The 20,602-nt window shown below is 69.8% G+C and carries 21 protein-coding genes; 11 read left to right on the forward strand and 10 right to left on the reverse strand.

The window, feature by feature from the left end; all coding sequences use genetic code 11:
* Nucleotides 1-10: 10 nt before the first annotated feature.
* Both E0H92_RS38595 and E0H92_RS38600 read right to left on the reverse strand, forming a co-directional pair.
* Nucleotides 11-499 carry a sigma-70 family RNA polymerase sigma factor gene (locus tag E0H92_RS38595; RefSeq protein ID WP_202874041.1) on the reverse strand — a complete coding sequence of 163 codons (489 nt, stop codon included), beginning with the start codon at nt 497-499 and terminating at the stop codon, nt 11-13.
* Nucleotides 500-601: 102 nt separating this feature from the next.
* Entirely contained in the window at nt 602-1,312 is a 711-nt protein-coding gene (locus tag E0H92_RS38600) for an alpha/beta fold hydrolase (RefSeq protein ID WP_131499772.1), read from the reverse strand.
* Between the two features lie 133 nt (nt 1,313-1,445).
* Here E0H92_RS38600 and E0H92_RS38605 point away from each other — a divergent pair, with 133 nt between their 5' ends.
* The 9 genes from E0H92_RS38605 to E0H92_RS38645 all read left to right on the forward strand — a co-directional run bounded on the left by E0H92_RS38605 (nt 1,446) and on the right by E0H92_RS38645 (nt 13,136).
* A complete protein-coding gene (locus tag E0H92_RS38605) occupies nt 1,446-3,176 on the forward strand; it encodes an L-aspartate oxidase (RefSeq protein WP_131461086.1) in 1,731 nt (576 codons plus the stop codon).
* 153 nt (nt 3,177-3,329) lie between these two features.
* Complete coding sequence (locus E0H92_RS38610) at nt 3,330-4,598, forward strand: hypothetical protein (RefSeq protein ID WP_131499773.1); 1,269 nt, start codon at nt 3,330-3,332, stop codon at nt 4,596-4,598.
* Nucleotides 4,599-4,642: 44 nt separating this feature from the next.
* Nucleotides 4,643-5,467 (forward strand): hypothetical protein, encoded by an 825-nt coding sequence (locus tag E0H92_RS38615; protein ID WP_131499774.1) that lies wholly within the window; start codon nt 4,643-4,645, stop codon nt 5,465-5,467.
* 29 nt (nt 5,468-5,496) lie between these two features.
* On the forward strand, nt 5,497-7,440 hold the full coding sequence (locus tag E0H92_RS38620; RefSeq protein WP_131499775.1) for an N-acetylmuramoyl-L-alanine amidase: 1,944 nt from the start codon (nt 5,497-5,499) through the stop codon (nt 7,438-7,440).
* A 5-nt stretch (nt 7,441-7,445) separates the two neighbouring features.
* Entirely contained in the window at nt 7,446-7,919 is a 474-nt protein-coding gene (locus E0H92_RS38625) for a hypothetical protein (protein WP_131461082.1), read from the forward strand.
* On the forward strand, nt 7,916-10,057 hold the full coding sequence (locus E0H92_RS38630; protein ID WP_131499776.1) for a hypothetical protein: 2,142 nt from the start codon (nt 7,916-7,918) through the stop codon (nt 10,055-10,057). The genes E0H92_RS38625 and E0H92_RS38630 overlap by 4 nt, the downstream gene beginning before the upstream one ends.
* 1 nt (nt 10,058) lies before the next feature.
* A complete protein-coding gene (locus tag E0H92_RS38635) occupies nt 10,059-11,291 on the forward strand; it encodes a hypothetical protein (protein WP_131461080.1) in 1,233 nt (410 codons plus the stop codon).
* A 7-nt stretch (nt 11,292-11,298) separates the two neighbouring features.
* Complete coding sequence (locus tag E0H92_RS38640; RefSeq protein WP_131499777.1) at nt 11,299-12,699, forward strand: M20/M25/M40 family metallo-hydrolase; 1,401 nt, start codon at nt 11,299-11,301, stop codon at nt 12,697-12,699.
* Nucleotides 12,696-13,136, forward strand: coding sequence for a response regulator transcription factor (locus E0H92_RS38645; RefSeq protein ID WP_202874042.1), 441 nt, complete (start codon nt 12,696-12,698; stop codon nt 13,134-13,136). The genes E0H92_RS38640 and E0H92_RS38645 overlap by 4 nt, the downstream gene beginning before the upstream one ends.
* Nucleotides 13,137-13,138: 2 nt before the next feature.
* On the opposite strand, the gene E0H92_RS38650 is transcribed toward E0H92_RS38645, so the two are convergent.
* Nucleotides 13,139-14,017: a LysR family transcriptional regulator gene (locus E0H92_RS38650; RefSeq protein WP_131499778.1), complete on the reverse strand. Its 879-nt coding sequence runs from the start codon at nt 14,015-14,017 to the stop codon at nt 13,139-13,141.
* A 72-nt stretch (nt 14,018-14,089) separates the two neighbouring features.
* Between E0H92_RS38650 and E0H92_RS38655 the strand changes: the two genes are divergently transcribed.
* A complete protein-coding gene (locus E0H92_RS38655; RefSeq protein WP_202874043.1) occupies nt 14,090-14,950 on the forward strand; it encodes an EamA family transporter in 861 nt (286 codons plus the stop codon).
* On the opposite strand, the gene E0H92_RS38660 is transcribed toward E0H92_RS38655, so the two are convergent.
* From E0H92_RS38660 to E0H92_RS38690, 7 genes are all read right to left on the reverse strand, one after another.
* Nucleotides 14,947-15,618, reverse strand: a complete 672-nt coding sequence (locus tag E0H92_RS38660; protein ID WP_131499855.1) for an NADPH-dependent F420 reductase — start codon at nt 15,616-15,618, stop codon at nt 14,947-14,949. The genes E0H92_RS38655 and E0H92_RS38660 overlap by 4 nt on opposite strands.
* Nucleotides 15,618-16,649 (reverse strand): LLM class flavin-dependent oxidoreductase, encoded by a 1,032-nt coding sequence (locus E0H92_RS38665; protein ID WP_131499779.1) that lies wholly within the window; start codon nt 16,647-16,649, stop codon nt 15,618-15,620. The genes E0H92_RS38660 and E0H92_RS38665 overlap by 1 nt, the downstream gene beginning before the upstream one ends.
* 70 nt (nt 16,650-16,719) lie before the next feature.
* Complete coding sequence (locus E0H92_RS38670) at nt 16,720-17,085, reverse strand: sigma-70 family RNA polymerase sigma factor family protein (protein ID WP_131461073.1); 366 nt, start codon at nt 17,083-17,085, stop codon at nt 16,720-16,722.
* A 13-nt stretch (nt 17,086-17,098) separates the two neighbouring features.
* Nucleotides 17,099-17,968 carry an RNA polymerase sigma-70 factor gene (locus E0H92_RS38675; protein WP_131461072.1) on the reverse strand — a complete coding sequence of 290 codons (870 nt, stop codon included), beginning with the start codon at nt 17,966-17,968 and terminating at the stop codon, nt 17,099-17,101.
* Nucleotides 17,969-17,978: 10 nt separating this feature from the next.
* Nucleotides 17,979-18,179, reverse strand: coding sequence for a hypothetical protein (locus tag E0H92_RS38680; protein WP_238173787.1), 201 nt, complete (start codon nt 18,177-18,179; stop codon nt 17,979-17,981).
* 2 nt (nt 18,180-18,181) lie between these two features.
* Entirely contained in the window at nt 18,182-18,937 is a 756-nt protein-coding gene (locus E0H92_RS38685) for an SDR family oxidoreductase (RefSeq protein ID WP_131499781.1), read from the reverse strand.
* Nucleotides 18,938-19,006: 69 nt separating this feature from the next.
* Nucleotides 19,007-19,570 carry a TetR/AcrR family transcriptional regulator gene (locus E0H92_RS38690; RefSeq protein ID WP_131499782.1) on the reverse strand — a complete coding sequence of 188 codons (564 nt, stop codon included), beginning with the start codon at nt 19,568-19,570 and terminating at the stop codon, nt 19,007-19,009.
* Nucleotides 19,571-19,658: 88 nt separating this feature from the next.
* Between E0H92_RS38690 and E0H92_RS38695 the strand changes: the two genes are divergently transcribed.
* Complete coding sequence (locus tag E0H92_RS38695) at nt 19,659-20,561, forward strand: SDR family oxidoreductase (RefSeq protein WP_131499783.1); 903 nt, start codon at nt 19,659-19,661, stop codon at nt 20,559-20,561.
* Nucleotides 20,562-20,602 lie beyond the last annotated feature (41 nt).

The following is a 20,602-nucleotide window of genomic DNA, read 5'->3' on the forward strand; positions in this document are numbered from 1 at the left end:
GGAACTGCGATCAGACCGCCTGGGCCAGCCGGTTGCGTGCCCGCTTGACGAGTTGCCGTGCGTTCGGCGTACCGATCCGGAGCGTCTCCGCGATCTGGCGGTAGGGGTAGCCGAAGCCTTCCCGCAGTACGTACGTCGCCCGCTCGGCCGGCGAGAGACGATCGGTCAGCAGCTGTACGGCGCGCGCATACGCCTCCTGGTTCTCGGCGTTCACCTGCGGATCAGGCCCGGCCGCGGCCCGCTCGTCCGGCAGCCACGGACCGACTGCCGTCTCGTGCCGCCGGTGCGCCGACTGCACGAGATTGATCGCGAGCCGCGACGCCACCGTCGCGAGAAACGCCTGCGGATCCGCGACCGCCGACCGGTCCGTCCGCTGCCAGCGCACCCAGACATCTTGGACCAGTTCCTCCGCGTCGTGCCGATCGCCGGCGATCCGGAACGCGATCCGGAACAACCGCGGCCGTGCCTGCAGGAACTCGTCCAACCCCGCCGTACTCACGATCCGGCCTCCTGACGCTGGGGAACACCTTCAGCGTCGGCCGCCGACCACGGGGTTCGCGCCCTGGAAACCCCGTGGTCGGGTGCGTGGTCTGGTGCGTGGTCAGGCGCCCATGGCCTCCAGGATCGTGGTGGTGACCGCTTCCGGCTGCGAGACGCTGAGGGCGTGCGAGGCGCCGGCGATCTCGCGTGTGTCCTTCGCGCCCGCCCGCTCGGCGAAGAACCGGTGCAGCGCCACCGGGATGTTCAGGTCCTGGTCGCTGAACACGAACCAGGACGGGATCGTCTTCCACGCCGGTGTCGAGGTGGGCAGAACGCCGGTCAGTGCGGCCTCGGTGGCCGGACGCTGGGTCGCGGCCATCAGCGCGGCCTGATCGGCGGGTACGTCGGCGCAGAACTGCTGACGGAACACGTCCTTGCGGATCGCCAGCTCGTTGCCGCCGGTGCTGACCGGGTACGCGTTCAGCGCGTCGCCGAGCGTGCTGCCCGGGAACTGCAGTGACAACTGGAACGCGTTCTCGCCGTGGTCCGGTGCGAAGGCGCAGACGTAGACGAGCGCAGTGACCGCGTCGTTCTCGGCCGCGGCCTGCGTGATCACCATGCCGCCGTACGAATGCGCGACCAGGACCACAGGCTTCCCGATACCGGCGATGACGTCGCGGACGTACTGCGCGTCACCTTCGAGGCTGCGCAGCGGGTTGGCCACCGCGACCGTTTCGATCGACCGTGCCTGCAGCCGTTCGACGACGCCGTTCCAGCTGGCCGACTCGGCGAACGCGCCGTGCACCAGGACGACGACCGGATTCTCACTCATGAGGGTCTCCTTTCCTCAGGTCTACCGAGTGAGACCGGACAGACAGCGAGGTTGTGACCGGCGAGACAGTCACACCTCGGGACGCTGCGGTGTCCTAGTAGGTGAGACGTTCACAGCCAGCGAAGGAGAACAGATGAGTATCGCCGAGCAGCAGATCGCCACGTCGGTCCTGGTGATCGGGACCGGGGGCGCCGGGCTCCGGGCGGCGATCGAGCTGGCCGAACAGGGGGTGGACGTCCTTGCTCTCGGCAAACGCCCGCGCTCCGACGCGCACACCTCGCTGGCCGCCGGCGGTATCAACGCGGCGCTCGCCACCATGGACGACCAGGACACCTGGCAGCAGCACGCGGCCGACACGCTCCAGGAGAGCTACCTGCTCGCGAACCCGGTCACCGTGCAGATCGTCGCCCAGGGCGCCGCGCGCGGGATCGAGGACCTCGAGCGGTGGGGTATGCCGTTCGCGCGCGAGGCCGACGGCCGCATCTCGCAGCGGTTCTTCGGCGCGCACACGTACCGCCGGACCGCGTTCGCCGGCGACTACACCGGGCTGGAGATCCAGCGCACGTTGATCAACCGGGCGGTCCAGCTCGGCGTACCGATCCTGGACACGGTGTACGTGACCCGGATCCTGGTGAAGGACAACGCGGTCTTCGGCGCCTACGGTTTCGACCTGACGACCGGCCGGCGCTACGTGATCCACGCCGACGCGGTGATCCTGGCCGCGGGCGGTCACACCCGGATCTGGCGCCGTACGTCATCCCGTCGCGACGAGAACACCGGCGACGCGTTCCGGCTCGCTGTCCTCGCGGGCGGGAAGCTGCGCGACCCCGAGCTCGTCCAGTTCCACCCGTCCGGGCTGATCGAACCCGAGAACGCGGCGGGCACGCTCGTCTCCGAGGCGGCGCGTGGTGAGGGCGGCCAGCTGCGCAACGCGCTCGGCGAGCGGTTCATGGCCCGGTACGACGCCGAGCGGATGGAGCTGTCCACCCGGGACCGGGTCGCGCTCGCGGAGTACACCGAGATCGCCCAGGGTCGCGGTACGCCGAACGGCGGTGTCTGGCTGGACGTGTCACACCTCCCCCGCGAGACGATCATGCGGCGGCTGCCGCGGGTGTACCAGACGCTGCTCGAACTGCAGATGCTCGACATCACCAAGCAGCCGATCGAGATCGCGCCGACCGCGCACTACTCGATGGGCGGCGTCTGGGTGCGTCCCGAGGACCACGGCACCGGCGTCGACGGTCTGTGGGCGATCGGCGAGGCCGCGAGCGGGCTGCACGGCGCGAACCGGCTCGGCGGCAACTCGCTGATCGAGCTGCTGGTCTTCGGCCGGATCGTCGCCGAGGAAGCCGCGAAGTACTCGATCGGCCGCGAGGCCCAGCGGCGTTCGGCCGACGTGGTCGGCGAGGCGCGCGCGGAGATCGACCAGCTGCTGACGAACGACGGTCCGGAGAACGTCCGCGCCCTGCAGCGCGCGCTCCGCGACACGATGACGGCGCGGGCCGGTGTCGTTCGCGACGAGGACGGGCTGCGAGCCGGGATCGCGGAACTGACCGAGGTCGAGGAACGGATCACGCAGGTCGGCGTCCATCCGGACATCGCCGGCTTCCAGGACCTCGCCCACGCGTTCGACCTGAAGGCGTCGGCGCTGGCAGCCCGGGCAACCCTCGACGCGGCCCTGGTACGGCGGGAGACGCGCGGCTGCCACAACCGCTCGGACTTCCCGGAACTCGACGAATCCCTCCAGGTCAACCTCGTCTGGTCCGGTCCGGACGCAATCGAGAAGGAGCCGATCCCAGCGATCCCCGACGAGCTCCGGCCACTGATGCGCCACGTCGAAACCGACGGCAAGCTGGTCGAGTGAGGAGCGCCGCGTCACGCGGATGAGGTACTTCGGTTCGGGTCGCACGGGTGGTGGAACACCGTTGTGCGTCACCCCGAGAGGTGACTGACCCGCCGGCCCGATCCGGGCTGCCATGGAACGGCAAGCTGTCCCGGCCGAGCGAGGAGGGCCACCATGGCGCGTCGGGCCACGGATTTCGAGGACGAGGTCGAGTACGAGTCCGAGTGGGAGTCGGAGTACGAGACCGAGGACGAAGCCGAGTGGGAAGACGAGATCGAGGGCGAGTCCGAGTTCGAGGAGGAGTGGGAGGACGAGGACTTCCTCCCCGGTCTCGGCGGAGTGGTCAACGCGATCGGCGGACTGCTCGGCGAGGAGGAGTGGGAGGACGAAGGCGAGGACGAGTACGAGGACGAGGCGTTCCTCGGTCTGCTCGGCCCGATCGCCAAGGTCGCCGGCGGCCTGCTCGGCGGCGGTGGTGACGGGGAGTACGAGTGGGAGGACGAGGGCGAGGAGGAGTTCGAGGCCGAAGAGTTCTTGGGGCGGCTGAAAGGCGCCTTCAAGAAGGCCGCGCCGTTCCTCCGCACGCTCGCCAAGACCGCCGGCCCGTTGGTCGCGACCGCGATCGGCGGCCCGGCCGCCGGGGCCGTCGCCCGGGCCGTCACCTCACAGCTCGAGGGTGAGTTCGAGGAGGAGGTCGAGGCCGAGTTCGAGGAGATGGCGTCGACGCCGCTCGCGCCCTCGCAGGCGTTCGGCGAGTACCTCGCGGCGCAGGCAGCAGCCACCGAGTCCGAGGCCGAGGCGGAGGCCCTCGGCGGCGCGGCGGCGTACGCCGGAATCAACGCGGACGACCGGCGTGAGCTGGAGCGGTTGCTGCCGTACCTGCTGCGCGGCGCGTCCACGATCACCCGGATGCTGCACGGCAACCGGAACACCCGGCCCGCGGTGCGGCTGGTACCGGGGATCGCCGACGGCGCGGCCCGGACCGTCGCGCGGCGGATCGCCAACGGTGAGCCGGTCGGCCCGGTCGAGCTCGGTCAGGTGATGGGCGCCGCGACCACCCAGGCGCTGACGCCGGGTCGCGTGCGGCAGGCAGTACTGCGGAGGCACGCGCGCGGACTCAGCCGGAGCCGTCGGCGTTACCGCGGGCGCCGTGGGCAGCGCGGGTACGGCCGGGCACGTGCGAACGGTCGGCCGCGCCGTACCGGTTCAGGACGAGCGCGCGGGCTGACCGTACGCCGTCAGCCGCTTCGTAACCGGACCGTCGGCACCGGACGAGTGCCACGGCCGCGTCCGGGACTTGTGCGGATCACGACCCCAGTGCGGATCCCGCCGAAGGGCGGCCGGCCCGCCCGGGTGGTCCGCGTGGTCAGCGACGTGAAGGTGCCGCGCGGCGCCGTACCCGCAGGACGTCCGACCAGCGCCGGCGGCCGCTCCCGCCGTTGAGCACGAGCCAGCACGTAGCAACCCGAGTGGGAGGGACAACGACCATGGCATCCGCGCTGAATCGCAGCTACCCCGACATCCAGGGCGAGTTCGAGATGGAGGACGAGTTCGAGGACGAACTCGAGCTCGAGACCGAACTGGAGGACGAGCTCGAATTCGAGGCCGAAGACGAGGACGAGGACTTCCTCGGCGCGATCGGCGGTCTCGGCGGCATCGGCAAGGCCCTGGGCGGGCTGCTCGGCGGCGACGGCGAGTACGAAGCCGAGTTCGAGTTCGAGGCCGAAGCGGAAACCGAGGACGAGGCCGAGGAGGAGTACGAGGACGAGGCGTTCGTCAACCCGGTCCGGCGGATCTACCCGGACGCCGAGCTGATGGCGCACCTGTCCTCGAAGGCGGCGTCGACGTCCAGCGAGGCCGAGGCCGAGGCGTTCCTCGGCGCGCTCGTTCCGCTTGCGTCCAAGCTGATCCCGCGCGCCGCGGGAGTCTTGGCCCGCAACGCGCCGGCATTGATCCGCGGTACGTCGGCACTCGGCCGGCGGCTGCGGCGGAACCCGGCGACCCGCAAGTACGTGACGGCGATGCCCGTCATCCTGCAGCGCACCGCGCAGAGCCTCGCGGACCAGGCCTCGTCCGGACGCCCGGTCTCCCCCGAGACGGCGATCTCGACGATGACCCGGATCGCGGGCCGGATGTTCCGCCGCGCGCCCGAACGCAACCGCGCGATGCGTGCGGTGAACACGTTCGACCGCCGCTACCGCCGTCGCCGGACATCGGCTGGAACAGCGGCCGGAACACCTGCCGGCGCCCGCCGGGTCCGCGGCGCGAACGGGACTGCGCGGCCCGTGCGGCGACGCCGGGCCCGCCGCTGACCGGTCCAAGGCCTTGGTGGGGAGGGACGATGCCGTATCTGACGGATCTCGCGGGCGTCGCCCGTAAGACCAGCCTCGAGGTCATCGAGGTACCCGGCTGGCAGACCCGCGGGCGGGGCGAGATGAGCGATGTCCGCGCGGTGGTCTGCCACCACACGGCGACGCTGAACCGGACCGCGGACATGCCGTCGCTGGACACCCTGATCAACGGGCGGCCGGACCTGAGCGGGCCGTTGTCGCACTTCGGCCTGTCGAGGTCGGGCAAGGTGTACGTGATCGCGGCCGGCCGGTGCAACCACGCCGGCACCGTCCGGGATCCGTCGTGGGGCAACAGCCACTCGATCGGGATCGAGGCCGAGGCGACCGGTACCGACGCGACCTGGCCCGAGGTGCAGGTGGAGGCATTCGCCCAGCTGTGCCGGGTGCTCATCGACCACTTCGGGCTCAGCACGAACGTCGTACTCGGCCACAAGGAAGTCGCCGATCCGCCAGGCCGCAAGATCGACCCGAACTTCGACATGGCCGCGTTCCGCACCCGGATCGCGGCGCTCGGGGGCACCACTCCCCCGCCACCCGCCCCGACCACACCACCGACTACACCCGCGCCATCAGCTCCGGCGCCGACGTCCTCCTGGCTGTCATGGCTGCCGTCGCTGCCCTGGTTCGAAGGTGAGGCGACCGCGACGCCCATCGCCCGCCCCGCTGCGGCGCGTGGCCGGCGTGACGTGCTCCCGGCGTACCTCTCGGGCCAGGCACTGAACGTACGGCGGCACGTGACAGCGCTCCGCGATTTCCGGCGCGACGAGTTCGGCGGGCAACCCGCGCGGCCGAGCGAAGGACACGTACAGGCCGTGAACGCCTTGCTGGCAACGCTTCGCGGCCCGCTCACCACCATCGTCGAGCGGCTCGACCGCGCCGCCGACGCCGCCCAGACCCAGCCGTCGCCGCACCGGGTCGGACTCGCGCTCGACCTGAAGACGCAGGCGCACGACCTGGTCCGCGCGACGGAACGGGTGTGGGACTTCTACTTCGAGCTGTTCGGGCAACGGCAGAGCGCGTTCGGCGAATGGCTGGACGCCTGCGACCGGATCACCCTCGACTGCTACCAGCACGTGTTCATGCACCTCGGCAACGAGCGCTCCATTCCCGCGCCGCCGCCGTTCTGCTACATGCGCACCGGGTTCTCGCCGGCGACGTTCCGGCGCGGCATCCCGCTGCGCCGGCTCGGGCGGCAACTGAACCCGTTCCCGCTGGTGCAGTTGCCGTACCACCGGCTCGTGAACCCGTGGACCATCGGCGCGATCCTGCACGAGGTGTCGCACAACCTGCAGAACGAGCTGCAACTCGAGCAGGCCGTCCCCGCGTCGATCGAGCGCCGGCTGCGCGCGGCCGGCGTACCAGCACCGATCGTTGCGATCTGGGTCCGGTGGAACCGGGAGATCTTCGGCGACATGGTCGGCTGCTTGCTGGGCGGCGAGGCGTTCGTTGCGTCGTTGATGGACGTGATCGGGCGGGCACCGGCGCAGAGCTTCGGGTACACGCCACGGTCGGTGCACCCGACGCCGTACCTGCGGACGTTCCTGTCCTGCGAGCTGTTGCGCCGGATGGGATTCCCGGAACGGGCCGCGGAGTTCAGCCGCGCCTGGACGCAGCTCTACCCGGCGCCGCGCGAGTCGACGATGCCGCCCAAGCTGCTGGCCACCGCCCGGACCGCGATCCCCGCGGTCGTCGACGCCGTCTGCGAAACCCGCTTCAAAGGCCTTGGCAACAAGTCGCTGCGCGAGGTGATCTTCTTCGAGCCGCGGCACCAGGCGATGATCGACGAGGCCGGCGCCCGGCTCGCCAAGGGCGTCGACCCCGGTGTCGTCCCCGAACGCTTCCTGATCGGCGCGGTCCGCTCCGCCCTCGACCAGCACCGCGCAGCCCCGGACCTGTTGATGCGCAACTTCTACATCCAACTGGCCAGGCGGTGACGGCCATGACCATCGCAGACCGCCGTACGGCGATGCACGAGGCACTGCACGCACTGTGGCTCGCGGTCGCCGAACTCGTCCTGACTGCCAACGACGACCAGCCACTCGAAAGCGACCTAGCCGCCGCCGAACACATCGCCCAACTCACCGTCGAACTCCAAGCCCGCCTGGCCGAAGCAACCGGCGCCGGGGACACCTCGGCGGAAGTCGAACTGCCGGCCGTCGACCGGCTGCTGCGGGAAGCAAGCCTCATCTACTGGCGCGACCTACGCGCCCACGACGCAGTCTCACGACTGCGCGGCTCCACCAGACGCCGGGGTGGCCTCTGGCCGTCCTGGTGGTCGTGCGTCGAACAAAGCCTAGAACGCTGTGAAGAACCGCTCGCCGCCGCCGATCACGCGATCGCCGACGCGTGGCATGAGCTCGTCACCGGGCTGTCCCTGACGGGAGCCGGGACGAATACCAGGAGGTCGTCGTGACCACAGACAACTTGCAGCCAGGACTCCCGGTCGTCGAGGTCGACCAGGCCTTCCCGCTGATGACCACGGACTCGGTCGGCCGCCCAGCGACCAGCTCCGGCACCGGCGACCAGGCCCCGACGGTGAGCGCCGCCATCCGCGACGTCCTGGGCTGGCGCCCCCGCGTCCAGGACCCCCAGGCCTTCACTGCCGCCCTCTCGGCCTCCTTCGAACTGTCGACCTTCGAGGACCACGTGGTCGCGAAGTACGTCCCCCGCGGCGTCGCCGTCCAAGCCGACCTCGGCGGCGTAACCGGCGGCCAAGCCTCCCTGTACCTACGCGCGAAGGCCGCCCACGCCCAGATCACCACGATGCTCGAGAGCCTCAAACCCCTCCGCACCGACGCCGACCCCCAGGACTGCGAGGCCTACCGAACCCTGGTCCGCGACTCGGTCCGCCGAATCGTCACCGAGTTCGGCCGCGAAGGCGGCCCGCGGGTAGCGCTGGTCGACTCCACCTTCAGCGTGCTGACCGGTTTCGACCCGTCGGCGGAGCCCTCCGCCGGCGTCCCGCTCGGTGTGCTCAGGGACGACGACGCCAACCGCGTTGCCTGGCGGAATGGATCGCGGGGTGTCGCGAACGGCCAGGTGCCGACCGTGCCGGCGGTGTCGCCGGGGACCGACCCGGACACCATTCCCGGCCAGCTCGGTGCACTCCGGGACCGCTTCGGTCTCGACGACAACCACGTCAACACAGTCGACGAGGAGAAGCAGCGGACCAGCTTCTGGACCCTCGTCGATCTGGTCGTCGACCTGCAGAACTCGTGGACGAACCGCCGGATCGGCTTCACGCTCGGCAACGGCGCGGGATTCCTCGGCACCGACCTGGTCCAGATCAGCCGCCTGCTCGCCGCGACCGCCGAGCAGGTCGACGAGTTCGAAGCCGTCCTCGACTCGGTCCTGGTGTCCGGTGCGGAGCGGCAGACGGTGGTGCTCGACCGCACGAACGGCCTGACCCTCGACGACCTCGTGCAGTGGCTGCGCGTCTTCGTCACCCAGGACGGCCCGAACATCATCCGCGACACCGGTCGCGACGGGCTCGTGTCGACGTTCACGCCGACTGTGAAGGAGCTCATGCTCACACTCCGGAGCGAGCTCGTGCAGCGCCTCGTCCCGTGCGCCGGGCCGGGTTGTGCGAACGGCTGCCACTGCGGCTCGCGCAACCGGACCAGCTGCATTCCACTCGGCTGCTACACGCCGCTCCCCCCTGGCATGTACTCCGGACGCGTCAAGATCGCTGCCTCCGCGCTCTGCGGCCTGGTGGAGAACCTGACCGCGAAGGCCCTGCGCATCGGCCGGTACGCCGGCGCGGTCCTGCTGGATCTGTCGGTGGCCCGGTTCCAAGCCCGGCCGGAGTTCGTGCGGGTCGAAGTACGAGGCCTGAACCTGCAGCCGACCTATGTCCCGGCTCTGGTCGTCGGGGACGGCACATCGCTGGACGATTTCCTGCTCCCGCTGCAGGGCAGTGCGAGCGCGGACGACGACCACCTGTCAGCCATCTTCCAGATCAACGAACTGCCGGAGGATGTGCAACGGCTCGTCAACGGCAACCCCGGCGGCCTGCTGATCGCGGCGAGTGCGGTCCCGATCGCGGTGCTGGACGGTGAGCTCGGCCGCGTCGTCGCAGGGCCCGCTGTCACCACTTGGCCGAAGCTGCGGCGGGCGGACGACCTCGACGGCACGATCGTCGACGACGTACCGGACGCCTGGGGCAGCATCCCGTCGAACCAGCGGTTCGCCCCGCAGTCGCCGGCCGCCCCGATCCCGCCGCAGGTCGACGACGCCGACGAGTTCGAGTTCCCACGGGACTGGATCGAGGACGAGGACGACGCGGACCTGTCACCCAACGGCCATGGCACGGAGGCTGCGACGTCTGCGAACGCACCCGATGGGCAGAGCGGCACCGGACGCCGGGTTCGTCTGTCGCCCGAGGCCGAAGCGCGTCTGGAGGCGGTGCGCCGGCTCACCGCGCGGCAGATGGGCGACCTCGAAACCCGCGTCCATCAGATCAGAAACGAACCTGAGGTCCAGGGGCTGCTGATCACGCTCCTGGCCTCGCGGAACGACGGCCCATCCGGCACGCACGGAGAGGAGCGCTGACATGCTGTCCGAGCGGGATTATCAGAACTTGCTGGATCGGATGCAGGCTCTGCGGAGTCAGGTGGCTGAGCGGTTGTCGGGGAGTTTGGTTTCCAATCCGGCGTTGGCGGAGGAGATCAATCGGCAGCTTGACGAGCTGGTGACGGCTGCGCGGGAGGCGGATGCCGCGGGGCCGCAGCCGCCGGATCGGGGGCTGGCCCAGCTGGTCGGTGTCGGGCCTGATGCGGCGCAGAAGTTCGGCGACGTCAAGGTTTCGCAGGGTGTCGCGGAGTACGACGAGAACGTCAACTCCGAGCGGGTCGTCGCGGTCGGCGATCTGTACTACATCTACCAGCACGAGCGGATCGGCGTCTTCAAGGTCGTGCAGCGGCTCAAGCAGCTGTTCGAGGGTGGCGCGATCCGGCTGTCGGGTGGCGAGGGCGCGTACCGGCTCTACCAGTTCGACCGTCGCGATGTGCTGCGCTACACCGCCAAGGACCGGACAGCGGCGTACCGCCGGGTGCTCGGCTACGGGCGCGGTCTCGGCGCCGGGCAGAGCCGGCCGAACACGGACTTCCACATGCTGTTCTCGCATTTCGTCAACCAGGTCACGCTGTTCTGGAGAGACAAACGTATAAGTGACGTCATCAGAGAACGTGCGCTCGATCCGAGCTTCGGCTCGATCGCGGTCGTGCGCCGGGCCGGCCTCGATCTGCGGAACAACCTGAAGTTCACCTCGTACGGTCACCTGAACGTTCTCCGGGTCGAGGTCATGAACCTGCTCGAGGAGTGTTTCGCGATCCTCGGCTCCGAGGACGTCAAGGATCTGTTCGGCGCCGCGAACGCGTGGGACGTCGTGGACGAGGTCCTGATCAGGTACTTCGACGTACGCCTGCAGAGCAGTCCGCGGCAGCGGATGGCCGTGAACGGCCGCGAGGTACTGCGCTGGCTGTCCGGCAATCACGTGATGGAGACCGGGCGCGGTCAGTTCGAGACGCTGCTGATGGAGATCGCCGAACCGGCCGAGGAGTGGCTGACGTCGGCGCAGGCGATGAGCCTCGCCCGGCGTACCGGAACCGATCGCGTCATGCCGTGGGAGCAGCTGGGGCAGGCCGGTATCGCCGCGCGGTACAGCGAACGCTCACCGTCCCAGATGCCGGCCGCCCGGCCCGGCGGACCGATCTACCCGCAACGCGGCGGCCTCGGTACGTATCGCGGCGGCCAGGGCGGTGTGCCGGCCCGGACGCGTTCGTGATTGAGCGATGATCCTGCCGAAGGTGCTTGCCGCTGCCGAGCAGCGGCAGGCACGACGCCTGACCGATCTCCTGGACTGGCTCGCCATCCCCTCGGTCAGCGCGGATCCACGCCGTACGGCGGACGTTCGCCGGGCGGCACGCTGGCTCGCGTCCTGGCAGCGTGCGCGTGGCGCGATGGTGGATCTGCGGCCGACGCCCCAAGGACGAGATGTCGTCGTCGCGCGCTGGCCCGCCGCACCGGGTGCCCGGCAGGTGGTGATCTACGGGCACTACGACGTACAGCCGGCTGGACCTGGATGGTCGTCGCACCCGTTCCGTCCGGTGATTCGTGACGGGGTTATCTACGCGCGCGGCGCCAACGACGACAAGGGTCAGCTGTTCGCGCACCTGTGTGCGTTGGACGCCTGGCCGGGTTTGCTTCCGGCCGAGGTGATCGTGATCGCCGAGGGCGCCGAGGAGGTCGGCAGCACCGGGTTCGCCGGTGTCATCGACGAGATCGCGCGGCAGCTCCGGCCGATGGCGGTGATCGTCTCCGACACCGAGCGGTACGACGACGGCACGCCGACCGTGACGATCAGCCAGCGTGGTCGGCTCGCGGCCACGCTGACGGTCGACACCGGCGGTACGGCGGTACACGCCGGCCGACTCGGCGGCGCGGTGGTCGACCCCAGCCTCGTCCTCGCCGACGCGCTGCGGACACTGCGCGACCAACTCTTCGTCACGTCCGTACCGATCTCATCCACTGCTGTCGTGCGGACCGACACCGCCGTCAGACGATCCGCCCGCGGTCGCGCGACACTCGGCGCGGACCTGGACGAACGGATCACCCTGCACGGATCGATCGGCGTCACCCGACTCGTCGCCGGCACCGGCGGCGCATCGCTGCCGTCGCAAGCGTCCGCCGTACTCGACCTGCGGCTGCCACCACACTCCGATCCAGCCGACGTCGTACGTCGTGCGCGCGGTCTGCTCCTGCGATGTGGTCCGCGAGGTGCGCGCGTACAACTGCACTTCACCCGTGGAACACCGGCGCTCGACCTGACGCCGGATCGCCTCGTACGTCAAGCGGTTGATGCAGCCTGCGTCGCGGTACACGGCCGCCCACCGGTCTATGTCCGGTCCGGCGGCACGATCCCGGCGGTCGGCGTACTGGCCCGCGCGTTGCGGATTCGCCCGCTGTTACTGGGATTCGGGCCTCCGGGAGGGAACGCGCACGGGCCCGACGAGACGCTCGACATCGCCGGATGGGCGGCCGCAGTGCGGATGTCCGCGACATTGCTGTGGACATTGACCCGGCCGATTCGAGGCGACCCGGTACCGGTATCGCGGCGAAGGGATCACCATGGAGAGATCCGGCGGTTTCCTTGCGGCGAACGGCCGGTGCAGCTCGAGGGGGAGGAACGATGACCGCTACCGTCACACCTGCGTCGATCCGGGACTCCGGAACCTACGCGCATTCGCCGCCGGCGCGCGACACGGGTCCGGGGGACGCGACCGACGACGGAGCTCTGCGGGCCTGCATCGTGGCCGCCTTGCAGGCGATGCTCGATCACGTCGAGCTGTACGCCGTCGAGACGACGACCACCGACAGCGGTGTGTCGGTGATGCTCGAACACGACAACGTCCGGTGCGTCCTGGTGGTCTCGTCCCAGGTCCCCCGGCACACGCTCAGCCCCCGCGAACTCCAGATCGCCCGCCTGGTCGCGGACGGCTCCACAAACCGCGCGATCGCCAGCTCCCTGGAAATCAGCCCATGGACCGTCTCGACCCACATGCGCCGAATCTTCGCCAAACTAGACGTCACCAGCCGCGCCGAAATGGTCGCCCAGTTCTTCGGCGCGTGAGCTCACTGACTATGGGCCAACAGGAGGCCCTGGAGAAGGGACAGCGGCGGCCAGTTGGTGCGGCCGCGGCGGGTGAGGGCGTAGGCGCGCATGCGCGGCTCGGGGTCGCGGAGGCGGCGCAGCGAGATGCCTGTGGTTTTCGGGTAGGTGGCGGGCATCAGGGCGATGCCTAGGCCGGCGGTGATCATTTCCTGGACGAGTTGGAGGCTGTCGGCGCGTTGGGTGATTCGGGGGTGGAAACCGGCCAGGGCGGCGAGGGTGCGGACTACCTTCTCGTCGGCGGTGTGGCGGGAGTTCACGATCCAGTCGGTGTCGGCGAAGGGGGCGATGACGTCGACCGCCGTACCTCGGACGCGCCGGGAGCGGGACGGCACGGCCAGGCTCCAGCTCGATTCCCAGAGTGGGGTCGCTTCGAGGGACGCGTCGAGGGTCGCGGGTGCGAGGTTGTAGTCGTACGTCAGCGCCACGTCGACCTGGTCGCGCTCCAGCATCGCGACGGCGTCGGGTGGTTCCTGTTCCTGGATTTCCAGGCGGACCGCGGGCGGTAGTTGGTGGACGACGGGTAGCAGGGTGTCGCTGATGGCGGTGTGGAAGGCGGCGACGCGGACGGTTCCGGCTGGTTCGGCCGAGGGGTCGAGGTCGGCGCGGGCGGCCTCGTGGGCGGCAAGGATCTGTACGGCGTGATTGGCGAGCCGCCGTCCTGCCGGGGTGAGTCGGACGCGGCGGCCGTCGGGCTCGAGCAGCGGCGTACCCACTTCCTTGGCGAGTGCCGCGATCTGCTGCGAGACGGTGGACGTGGTGACGCCGAGGACCTCCGAGACGGCGTGCATCGAGCCGAGCCGGGACAGGGTGAGCAGGAGTTCGAGACGGCGTACGTCCATTCATCAATCATGAACGATATGTCCAGGATTCTCACGTGGACGCGAACGGAACGGCGAGCTTCACTGGAGGGCATGCGCACACGGGAGACCGGGATCGCCTTCGCGGTCCTGTCGATGACGATGGTCCAGCTGGGACTGGCCGCTTCGGTCGGGCTGTTCGACCGGGTCGGGCCGGAGGGCGCTGCCTGGCTGCGGCTGGTGTGTGCGGGCCTGATCGTGCTGGTGCTGTTCCGTCCGCGGCCGAGTTCGTTCGATCGCAACGCGTTCCTGGCCGCGGTCGGTCTCGGTGTCGCGACCGCGGGCGTGACCTTGCTGTTCATGGCCGCCGCGGCGCGCCTGCCACTCGGTACGGCGAGTGCGCTCGAGTTCCTCGGTCCGCTGTCGGTCGCCGTACTGCGCAGCCGCGGGCGACTGATCTGGCCGGCGTTGGCGTTCGCCGGCGTACTGCTCCTGACGCAGCCGTGGCACGGGGCAGTCGACGGTCCCGGCGTACTGTTCGCGCTCGGTGCCGCTGCGTGCTGGGCGGCGTACATCGTCCTCACGCAGCATGTGGGCAGCAACGTCACCGGGCTTCAGGGGATGGGTGTCTCACTTCCGGTCGCCGCGGTGGTGGCGACTGCCGTCGCGGGCCCTGCCACGATCCCGGTCATGACCTGGGAGCTGGTGGCGATCGGCTTCGGCCTGGCGCTTCTGCTGCCGGTCGTCCCGTTCAGCCTGGAGTACCTGGCACTGCGGCGGCTGGATGCAGGCGTCTTCGGCACGTTGATGAGCCTGGAGCCGGCGCTGGCCCTGCTGATCGGCTGGCTGCTGCTCCACCAGTCCCCCACGGCGCTCCAGGCGTTCGGCATCGCGGCCGTGATCGCCGCCGGCATCGGCGCCGAGCGAGCCGCGAGCCGACGCAACCAGGAGGATTCCCTCCAGCTGGTGAGCTAGGAGGCCCGAGCCTGCTGGATCTCCTGCCCGCGCAGGGTATCCGGGAACCGTGCGAGCATCGCCCGCAGCTCATCAGCGTCCACGTTGGCACCGAAAGGCTCCGTCCCCGGTTCGAGACGCTTGCCCTCGGCAAGCGGTCCGGCGAGGACGGGGTCGAACCCGAGCGCGTCGACGATCCGGGACACCTGCCCTGCGTCGGAAGGGTCCCCCGCGACGGCGATCGCCTTACGGCCGGGCGCTCCGGCGGGACGCGCACCCTCGTCGAGGTCGTGGTAACCCATGTGGTTGAAGGCCTTCACGACGCGGGACTCCGGAAGGAACTCCTGAACGATCTCCGACGACGACGTCCGCGGGTCGGTGAGGTCGTCGCGGATGCCGTCGACCTCCCACCAGTAGTTCATCGCGTCGATGACCAGCTTGCCGCGGAGCGCGTCGACCGGAACGGTCGGGTGCTTGCCCAGCGGCAGCGCAAGGATCACCACATCCGCATCGGCAGCAGCTTCCGCGGCAGTGGTGGCCACGGCTCCGGGTGTGAGGACCTCGACGGTCAGGGCGATCTTCGAGACGTCACCCGAACCGGCAATCAGCACGCGGTACCCCGCTGCGACGGCCAGCCGCGCCAGTACGGTCCCGACCTTCCCTGCACCAAGAATTCCGATCGTCCTCATCACGACGCCAGGATCTCGCGGACCAGCGGGATGACCTTCGTGCCGTACAGCTCGACCGCCTTCAGCCGCGCGCTGGTCGGCAGCGGACCACCCGAGTAGATCAGGTCGAACCGCTCCACCCCGAGCGCCTGTACCGCGTCCGCGATCCGGCGCGCCACGGTCTCCGGCGAACCGACGTACATGGACCCGTGCAGCACCTCGGACTCGAACTCCTCGCGCTTCAGCGGCGGCCAGCCGCGCAACGCCCCGATCCGGTCGCGCATCACCTTGTACGGCGCGTAGTAGATCTCCTTCGCCTGCTCGTCGGTCTCCGCGACGAACCCCGGTGAGTGCATCCCGACCGGATGCGCGACGGTCCCGAACTGCTGCGCCGCCCGCTTGTACAGATCGATGTACGGCGCGAACCGCTCCGGCGACCCGCCGATGATCGCGAGCATCAGCGGCAACCCGTAGTACGCCGTACGCACGACGGACTGCGGCGATCCCCCGACGCCGACCCACGTGTTCAGCCGGCCGGACTCGGTCTTCGGGTAGACCTCGATGTCGTCGAGCGCGGCCCGCACGGTGCCTTCCCAGGTCACCGGCTTCTCGTCGAGCAACTGCACGAACAGCTGCAGCTTCTCCTCGAACAGTACGTCGTAGTCGGCCAGGTCGTACCCGAACAGCGGGAACGACTCGGTGAACGATCCGCGCCCGAGGATCACCTCGGCGCGCCCGTTCGACAACGCGTCGACCGTCGAGAACCGCTGGAACACCCGCACCGGGTCGTCCGAACTCAGCACCGTCACGCCGGACCCGAGCTTGATGTTCGAGGTCCGGGTCGCGATACCGGCCAGCACCGTCTCCGGGGACGAGATCGAGAACTCCGGCCGGTGGTGCTCGCCGAGCGCGATCGCGTCCACCCCGATCTGGTCGGCCAGGACGGCCTCGTCCACGACCTGCCGGATCGCCGCCGCGGCCGTCACCGGCGCGCCGCTGTCGTCCACCGGGATGTCCCCGAACGTGTCCAATCCAAAGGCCAACTCGGCCATCTCCGCACTCTCCTGTCCGCTCAGCTGCACCAAGTCTAGGTTGACACGTCAACACCAGACCGACCGGGGTTCATTCCCGAGCGCGCCAGTGCCGGAGCTTGTCCGGGTTCAGGACGATCCAGACGGCGGCGACCTTCGCGCTGGTCACCCGTACGCTGACCACTGCGACCACCTGCCCGGTGTCGCGCAGTACGACGCCCGGCTCGCCGTTCACCGCCTCGACCGTCAGCGCCAGCTCCGGCCGCAGCAGGTCGGTCAGGCACCGCGCGACCTGAGCCGGCCCGCGGACCGGCTCCAGCCGGGCCGGTACCTGCCCGCCGCCGTCGGTGATCGCAACGACCTCCGCAGCCAGCAGGCTCCGGAGAGCGCCACCACTGCCGGCCCGGCAGGCCGTCGCGAACCGGTGCACGACGGCGTGATCGCCTCGCTCGAACACAGGCACCTCCCGCTCAAGCGATCGCGGTCAGCTTGGCCGGGTTCATCTGCCATAGCACTTCGTCGATCCCCTCGTCCGACGCTGTCACGGTGCAGACCGCGAACACGTCGCCGCCGTCGCGGCGCAGCATCGCGACGGCGCGGCCGTTCGCCGTACCGAACTCGACCTCGACGCCGATCCAGAAGTGCTCGTGGAAGGCCCGGTAGTACTTCGCCACGCGCTCGTACCCGACCACCGGGAACTTCGACACCTGCCGCGCGCCGTTGCCGTCGGAGTAGCTGATCGCGTCCTTCGCCAGCAACTCCTCGAGAACGGCGACGTCACCCGACCGGGCCGCCGCGATGAAGGCCGACAGCAACGTCTTCTGCTCGCTCCCGCTGACCTCGGTACGGCGTTCCGCCCGGATCCGTTTGCGCGCCCGGCTGACGAGCTGACGCACCGCCGCCTCGGTCGACTGCAGCATCGCGGCCAACTCGTCGTACGGGTAGTCGAACGCCTCCCGCAGGATGTACGCCGCGCGCTCGGTGGGCGACAGCCGTTCGAGCACGAGGAGCACCGCGAAGCTCAGCGCCTCCCCGCGCTCGGCGCCGAGGTACGGGTCGGCGCTGGTGTCGACCGGCTCGGGCAGCCACGGCCCGATGTACGTCTCCCGGCGGGCACGCGCCGACTGGCTCGCATTGATCGCGAGCCTGGTCACCGCCGTCGAGAGGTACGCAACCGGGCTCTGGACCGCACTGCGGTCCGCGGCCTGCCAGCGCAGCCACACCTCCTGGACGAGATCCTCGGCCTCGGTGTGGCTGCCCAGCATCCGGTACGCGATCCCCATCAGCCGCGGCCGCACCGCGTCGAAGACCGCGACCGCTTCCTCGAGCTCATCAGTCATCAGCTGGATGTTACGACTCCGAGTCCGTCTCCAGCGCCTCGATCGCGCTGTGCAAGCTGTTCAGATCGGCGGCCTCCGCCTGAACCTCGTACGGATCGAGCAGCCACTCGCTCGGCGGCTCGTCCGCGGGCGGCGTACCGGCCGCGTTCAGCTGGATGTCCGCCTCGACCTCGGCGTCAAGTGCGCGCAGGAACGGATCGTCCATACCCATCGTCATCGCCTGGCCTGTGCGGCGTACCACTCGTCGTAGTGCACCTCGCCGAGGGTGGCCTCGCCGACGGGGACCAGGCTGCGCTCGCTGAGCTCGGAGCCGAAGTACCGGGCGTGCACGTCGGACACCACCTCGCGGGTGTCACCGCGCTCCGCGAGCGCCTTCCGGAAGAACTCGTCCATCCGGACCTCGTCCGGCCCGGCGATGTCGATCCGCGCGTTCAGCGGCTCGCCGACCGCGGTCCGGCCGAGGATCTTCGCGACGTCGTCACTGGCGATCGGCTGCCACGCGACCGGGGCGATGTGCACCTTGCCGTCGTCCCAGGTGCCCTCGTCGGCGGTCGGCGCGACGAACTCGAAGAACTGGGTCGAGTGCACCAGCGAGTACGGGATCCCGGAGGCCTTGATCAGCTCCTCCTGGGCGATCTTCGCCGCGAAGTAGTGGTTGTCCGGCATCCGCTCGGTGCCGACGATCGAGATCCCGACGTGGTGCCGGACGCCGGCCTTGTCCTCGGCCTGGAGCACGTTCCGGGTCGAGGTCGTGAAGAACTCCATCACCGGTCCGGCCTCGAACGACGGCGAGTTCGCCACGTCGACGACCACGTCGGCGCCCTTCAGCACGTCAGCCAGCCCTTCACCGGTGATCGTGTTGACGCCGGTGCTCGGTGCGGCCGGGACCACCTCGTGCCCGTGCCCGCTGAGCAGCGCCGCCAGCTTCGTACCGATCAGTCCGGTGCCGCCGATCACGACGATCTTCATCGCAGAACCCCTTTGCTTGTCTTGAGCTGTCACCAGATAAGACAGAGCACCCACCCGTCTTGTGACGGGTCAGGCGGTCAGGGTTGCGAGATTCTTCAGAGTCGCCTGGATCACGTCGGCGATCGGTACGTCGTCCGGCGCGGCGATCCAGCGCTCGAACGAGACCCGGAACACCGCGACGCCGGTCTCGGCCGCCAGCGCGGCGACATCCGGGGCGACGCCGCGGGCGAGCAGGCCGTCGGTGAGAGCTGTCGTCAGCGTGGCCATCTTGATCAGCTCACGCTCGCGCAGCTCCGGCGTCGACGTGATGACGGCAGCGCGCCGGCGGGAGTAGTCCCGGCGGATGTCGTCGAAGAACTCGGCCGTGGCGAGGACCGCCGCGGTCACCGCCTCCATCGGGGACGCATCCGGCGGCGCTGCGGCCAGCGCCTCGACCATGTGCCGCTCGAGCTGCTCGGATCCGGCGAACAGCACCTCACGCTTGTCCGCGAAGTGCCGGAAGAAGGTCCGCGCGGTGACCCCGGCCCGGTCGGCGATCTCGGCGACGGTCGTGCCGTCGTACCCGCGCTCGGCGTACAGCGCCATCGCCGCCTCCCGCAGCCGCCCGGCCGCGTCCGGCTCCCACCGTCCCATAGGGTCGATCCTAACCGATGTCATCGAGTGACATCAGAGGTGTAGCATCGGTGATGTCAGTCAATGACATCACTCGAAAGGTACCTTCATGCGCGTCTTCATCACCGGAGCGTCCGGACACGTCGGCTCGGCCCTCGTCCCGGAGCTCCTGCACAACGGTCACCAGGTCCTCGGGCTGGCCCGCTCCGACGAGTCGGCGCAACGGCTGACCGCGTGGGGCGCTGAGGCCGTCCGCGGCGACCTGGACGATCTCAATCGGCTCCGTGCGGCAGCGGCCGCCGCGGACGGCGTCGTGCACCTCGCCTTCCGGCACGACGCCATGCAGGCGGGCGATCTGGCCGGTGCGGCAGAGTCCGATCTCGCCGCGCTGCACACCATCGGCGACGCTCTCGCCGGCACCGGCAAACCACTCGTCAGTACGTCGGGCACGGGCATGCTCGCCGGCGTGGTCCAGGGCCGCGTGGCGACCGAGGACGATTACGACCCGAACGGCGGCTACCGCATCGACGCCGAGAACTACGTCGTCGACCTGGCCGCCAAGGGCGTGCGCACCTCAGTACTGCGGCTCCCGCCGATCACCCACAGCCGGCTCGACCACCAGGGATTCGCGCCGTCGCTGATCGCCTTCGCGCGCCAGAACGGATTCGCGGCGTACATCGGCGACGGGACGAACCGCTGGTCGGCGGTGCACACACTCGACGCGGCCCGGCTCTATCGCCTGGCGCTCGAGTCGGCCCCGGCGGGCAGCCGCCTGCACGCGATCCAGGACGAGGGCATCGAGTTCCGCACGATCGCCGAGGTGATCGGTCGCAAGCTCGACGTTCCGGCGCGCTCGGTCACGGTCGAGGAGGCGCCGCAGTACCTGGGCTTCCTCGCGCGGTTCGCGGCCATGGACATCCCGACGTCCGCGGCCCGGACGAGCGAGCTGCTCAACTGGCAGCCCACCCACCCGGACCTCCTGTCCGACCTCGCCGCGGGCTTCTACTTCTAGAGCTAACGTCCGAAGAAGTGTGGCCTATGGACCCCACTTCT

The sequence above is a fragment of the Kribbella speibonae genome (genome assembly GCF_004331375.1).
Taxonomy (GTDB): domain Bacteria; phylum Actinomycetota; class Actinomycetes; order Propionibacteriales; family Kribbellaceae; genus Kribbella; species Kribbella sindirgiensis.

Excerpts from the sequence above, each read along its gene's own strand:
- E0H92_RS38695 (WP_131499783.1), top strand. The coding sequence starts at position 19,659 with ATGCGCGTCTTCATCACCGGAGCGTCCGGACACGTCGGCTCGGCCCTC.
- E0H92_RS38650 (WP_131499778.1), bottom strand. The coding sequence starts at position 14,017 with ATGGACGTACGCCGTCTCGAACTCCTGCTCACCCTGTCCCGGCTCGGC.
- E0H92_RS38665 (WP_131499779.1), bottom strand. The coding sequence starts at position 16,649 with ATGGCCGAGTTGGCCTTTGGATTGGACACGTTCGGGGACATCCCGGTG.
- E0H92_RS38675 (WP_131461072.1), bottom strand. The coding sequence starts at position 17,968 with ATGACTGATGAGCTCGAGGAAGCGGTCGCGGTCTTCGACGCGGTGCGG.
- E0H92_RS38685 (WP_131499781.1), bottom strand. The coding sequence starts at position 18,937 with ATGAAGATCGTCGTGATCGGCGGCACCGGACTGATCGGTACGAAGCTG.
- E0H92_RS38690 (WP_131499782.1), bottom strand. The coding sequence starts at position 19,570 with ATGGGACGGTGGGAGCCGGACGCGGCCGGGCGGCTGCGGGAGGCGGCG.
- E0H92_RS38655 (WP_202874043.1), top strand. The coding sequence starts at position 14,090 with ATGCGCACACGGGAGACCGGGATCGCCTTCGCGGTCCTGTCGATGACG.
- E0H92_RS38640 (WP_131499777.1), top strand. The coding sequence starts at position 11,299 with ATGATCCTGCCGAAGGTGCTTGCCGCTGCCGAGCAGCGGCAGGCACGA.
- E0H92_RS38680 (WP_238173787.1), bottom strand. The coding sequence starts at position 18,179 with ATGGGTATGGACGATCCGTTCCTGCGCGCACTTGACGCCGAGGTCGAG.
- E0H92_RS38615 (WP_131499774.1), top strand. The coding sequence starts at position 4,643 with ATGGCATCCGCGCTGAATCGCAGCTACCCCGACATCCAGGGCGAGTTC.
- E0H92_RS38625 (WP_131461082.1), top strand. The coding sequence starts at position 7,446 with ATGACCATCGCAGACCGCCGTACGGCGATGCACGAGGCACTGCACGCA.
- E0H92_RS38610 (WP_131499773.1), top strand. The coding sequence starts at position 3,330 with ATGGCGCGTCGGGCCACGGATTTCGAGGACGAGGTCGAGTACGAGTCC.
- E0H92_RS38605 (WP_131461086.1), top strand. The coding sequence starts at position 1,446 with ATGAGTATCGCCGAGCAGCAGATCGCCACGTCGGTCCTGGTGATCGGG.
- E0H92_RS38635 (WP_131461080.1), top strand. The coding sequence starts at position 10,059 with ATGCTGTCCGAGCGGGATTATCAGAACTTGCTGGATCGGATGCAGGCT.
- E0H92_RS38660 (WP_131499855.1), bottom strand. The coding sequence starts at position 15,618 with ATGAGGACGATCGGAATTCTTGGTGCAGGGAAGGTCGGGACCGTACTG.
- E0H92_RS38645 (WP_202874042.1), top strand. The coding sequence starts at position 12,696 with ATGACCGCTACCGTCACACCTGCGTCGATCCGGGACTCCGGAACCTAC.
- E0H92_RS38600 (WP_131499772.1), bottom strand. The coding sequence starts at position 1,312 with ATGAGTGAGAATCCGGTCGTCGTCCTGGTGCACGGCGCGTTCGCCGAG.
- E0H92_RS38620 (WP_131499775.1), top strand. The coding sequence starts at position 5,497 with ATGCCGTATCTGACGGATCTCGCGGGCGTCGCCCGTAAGACCAGCCTC.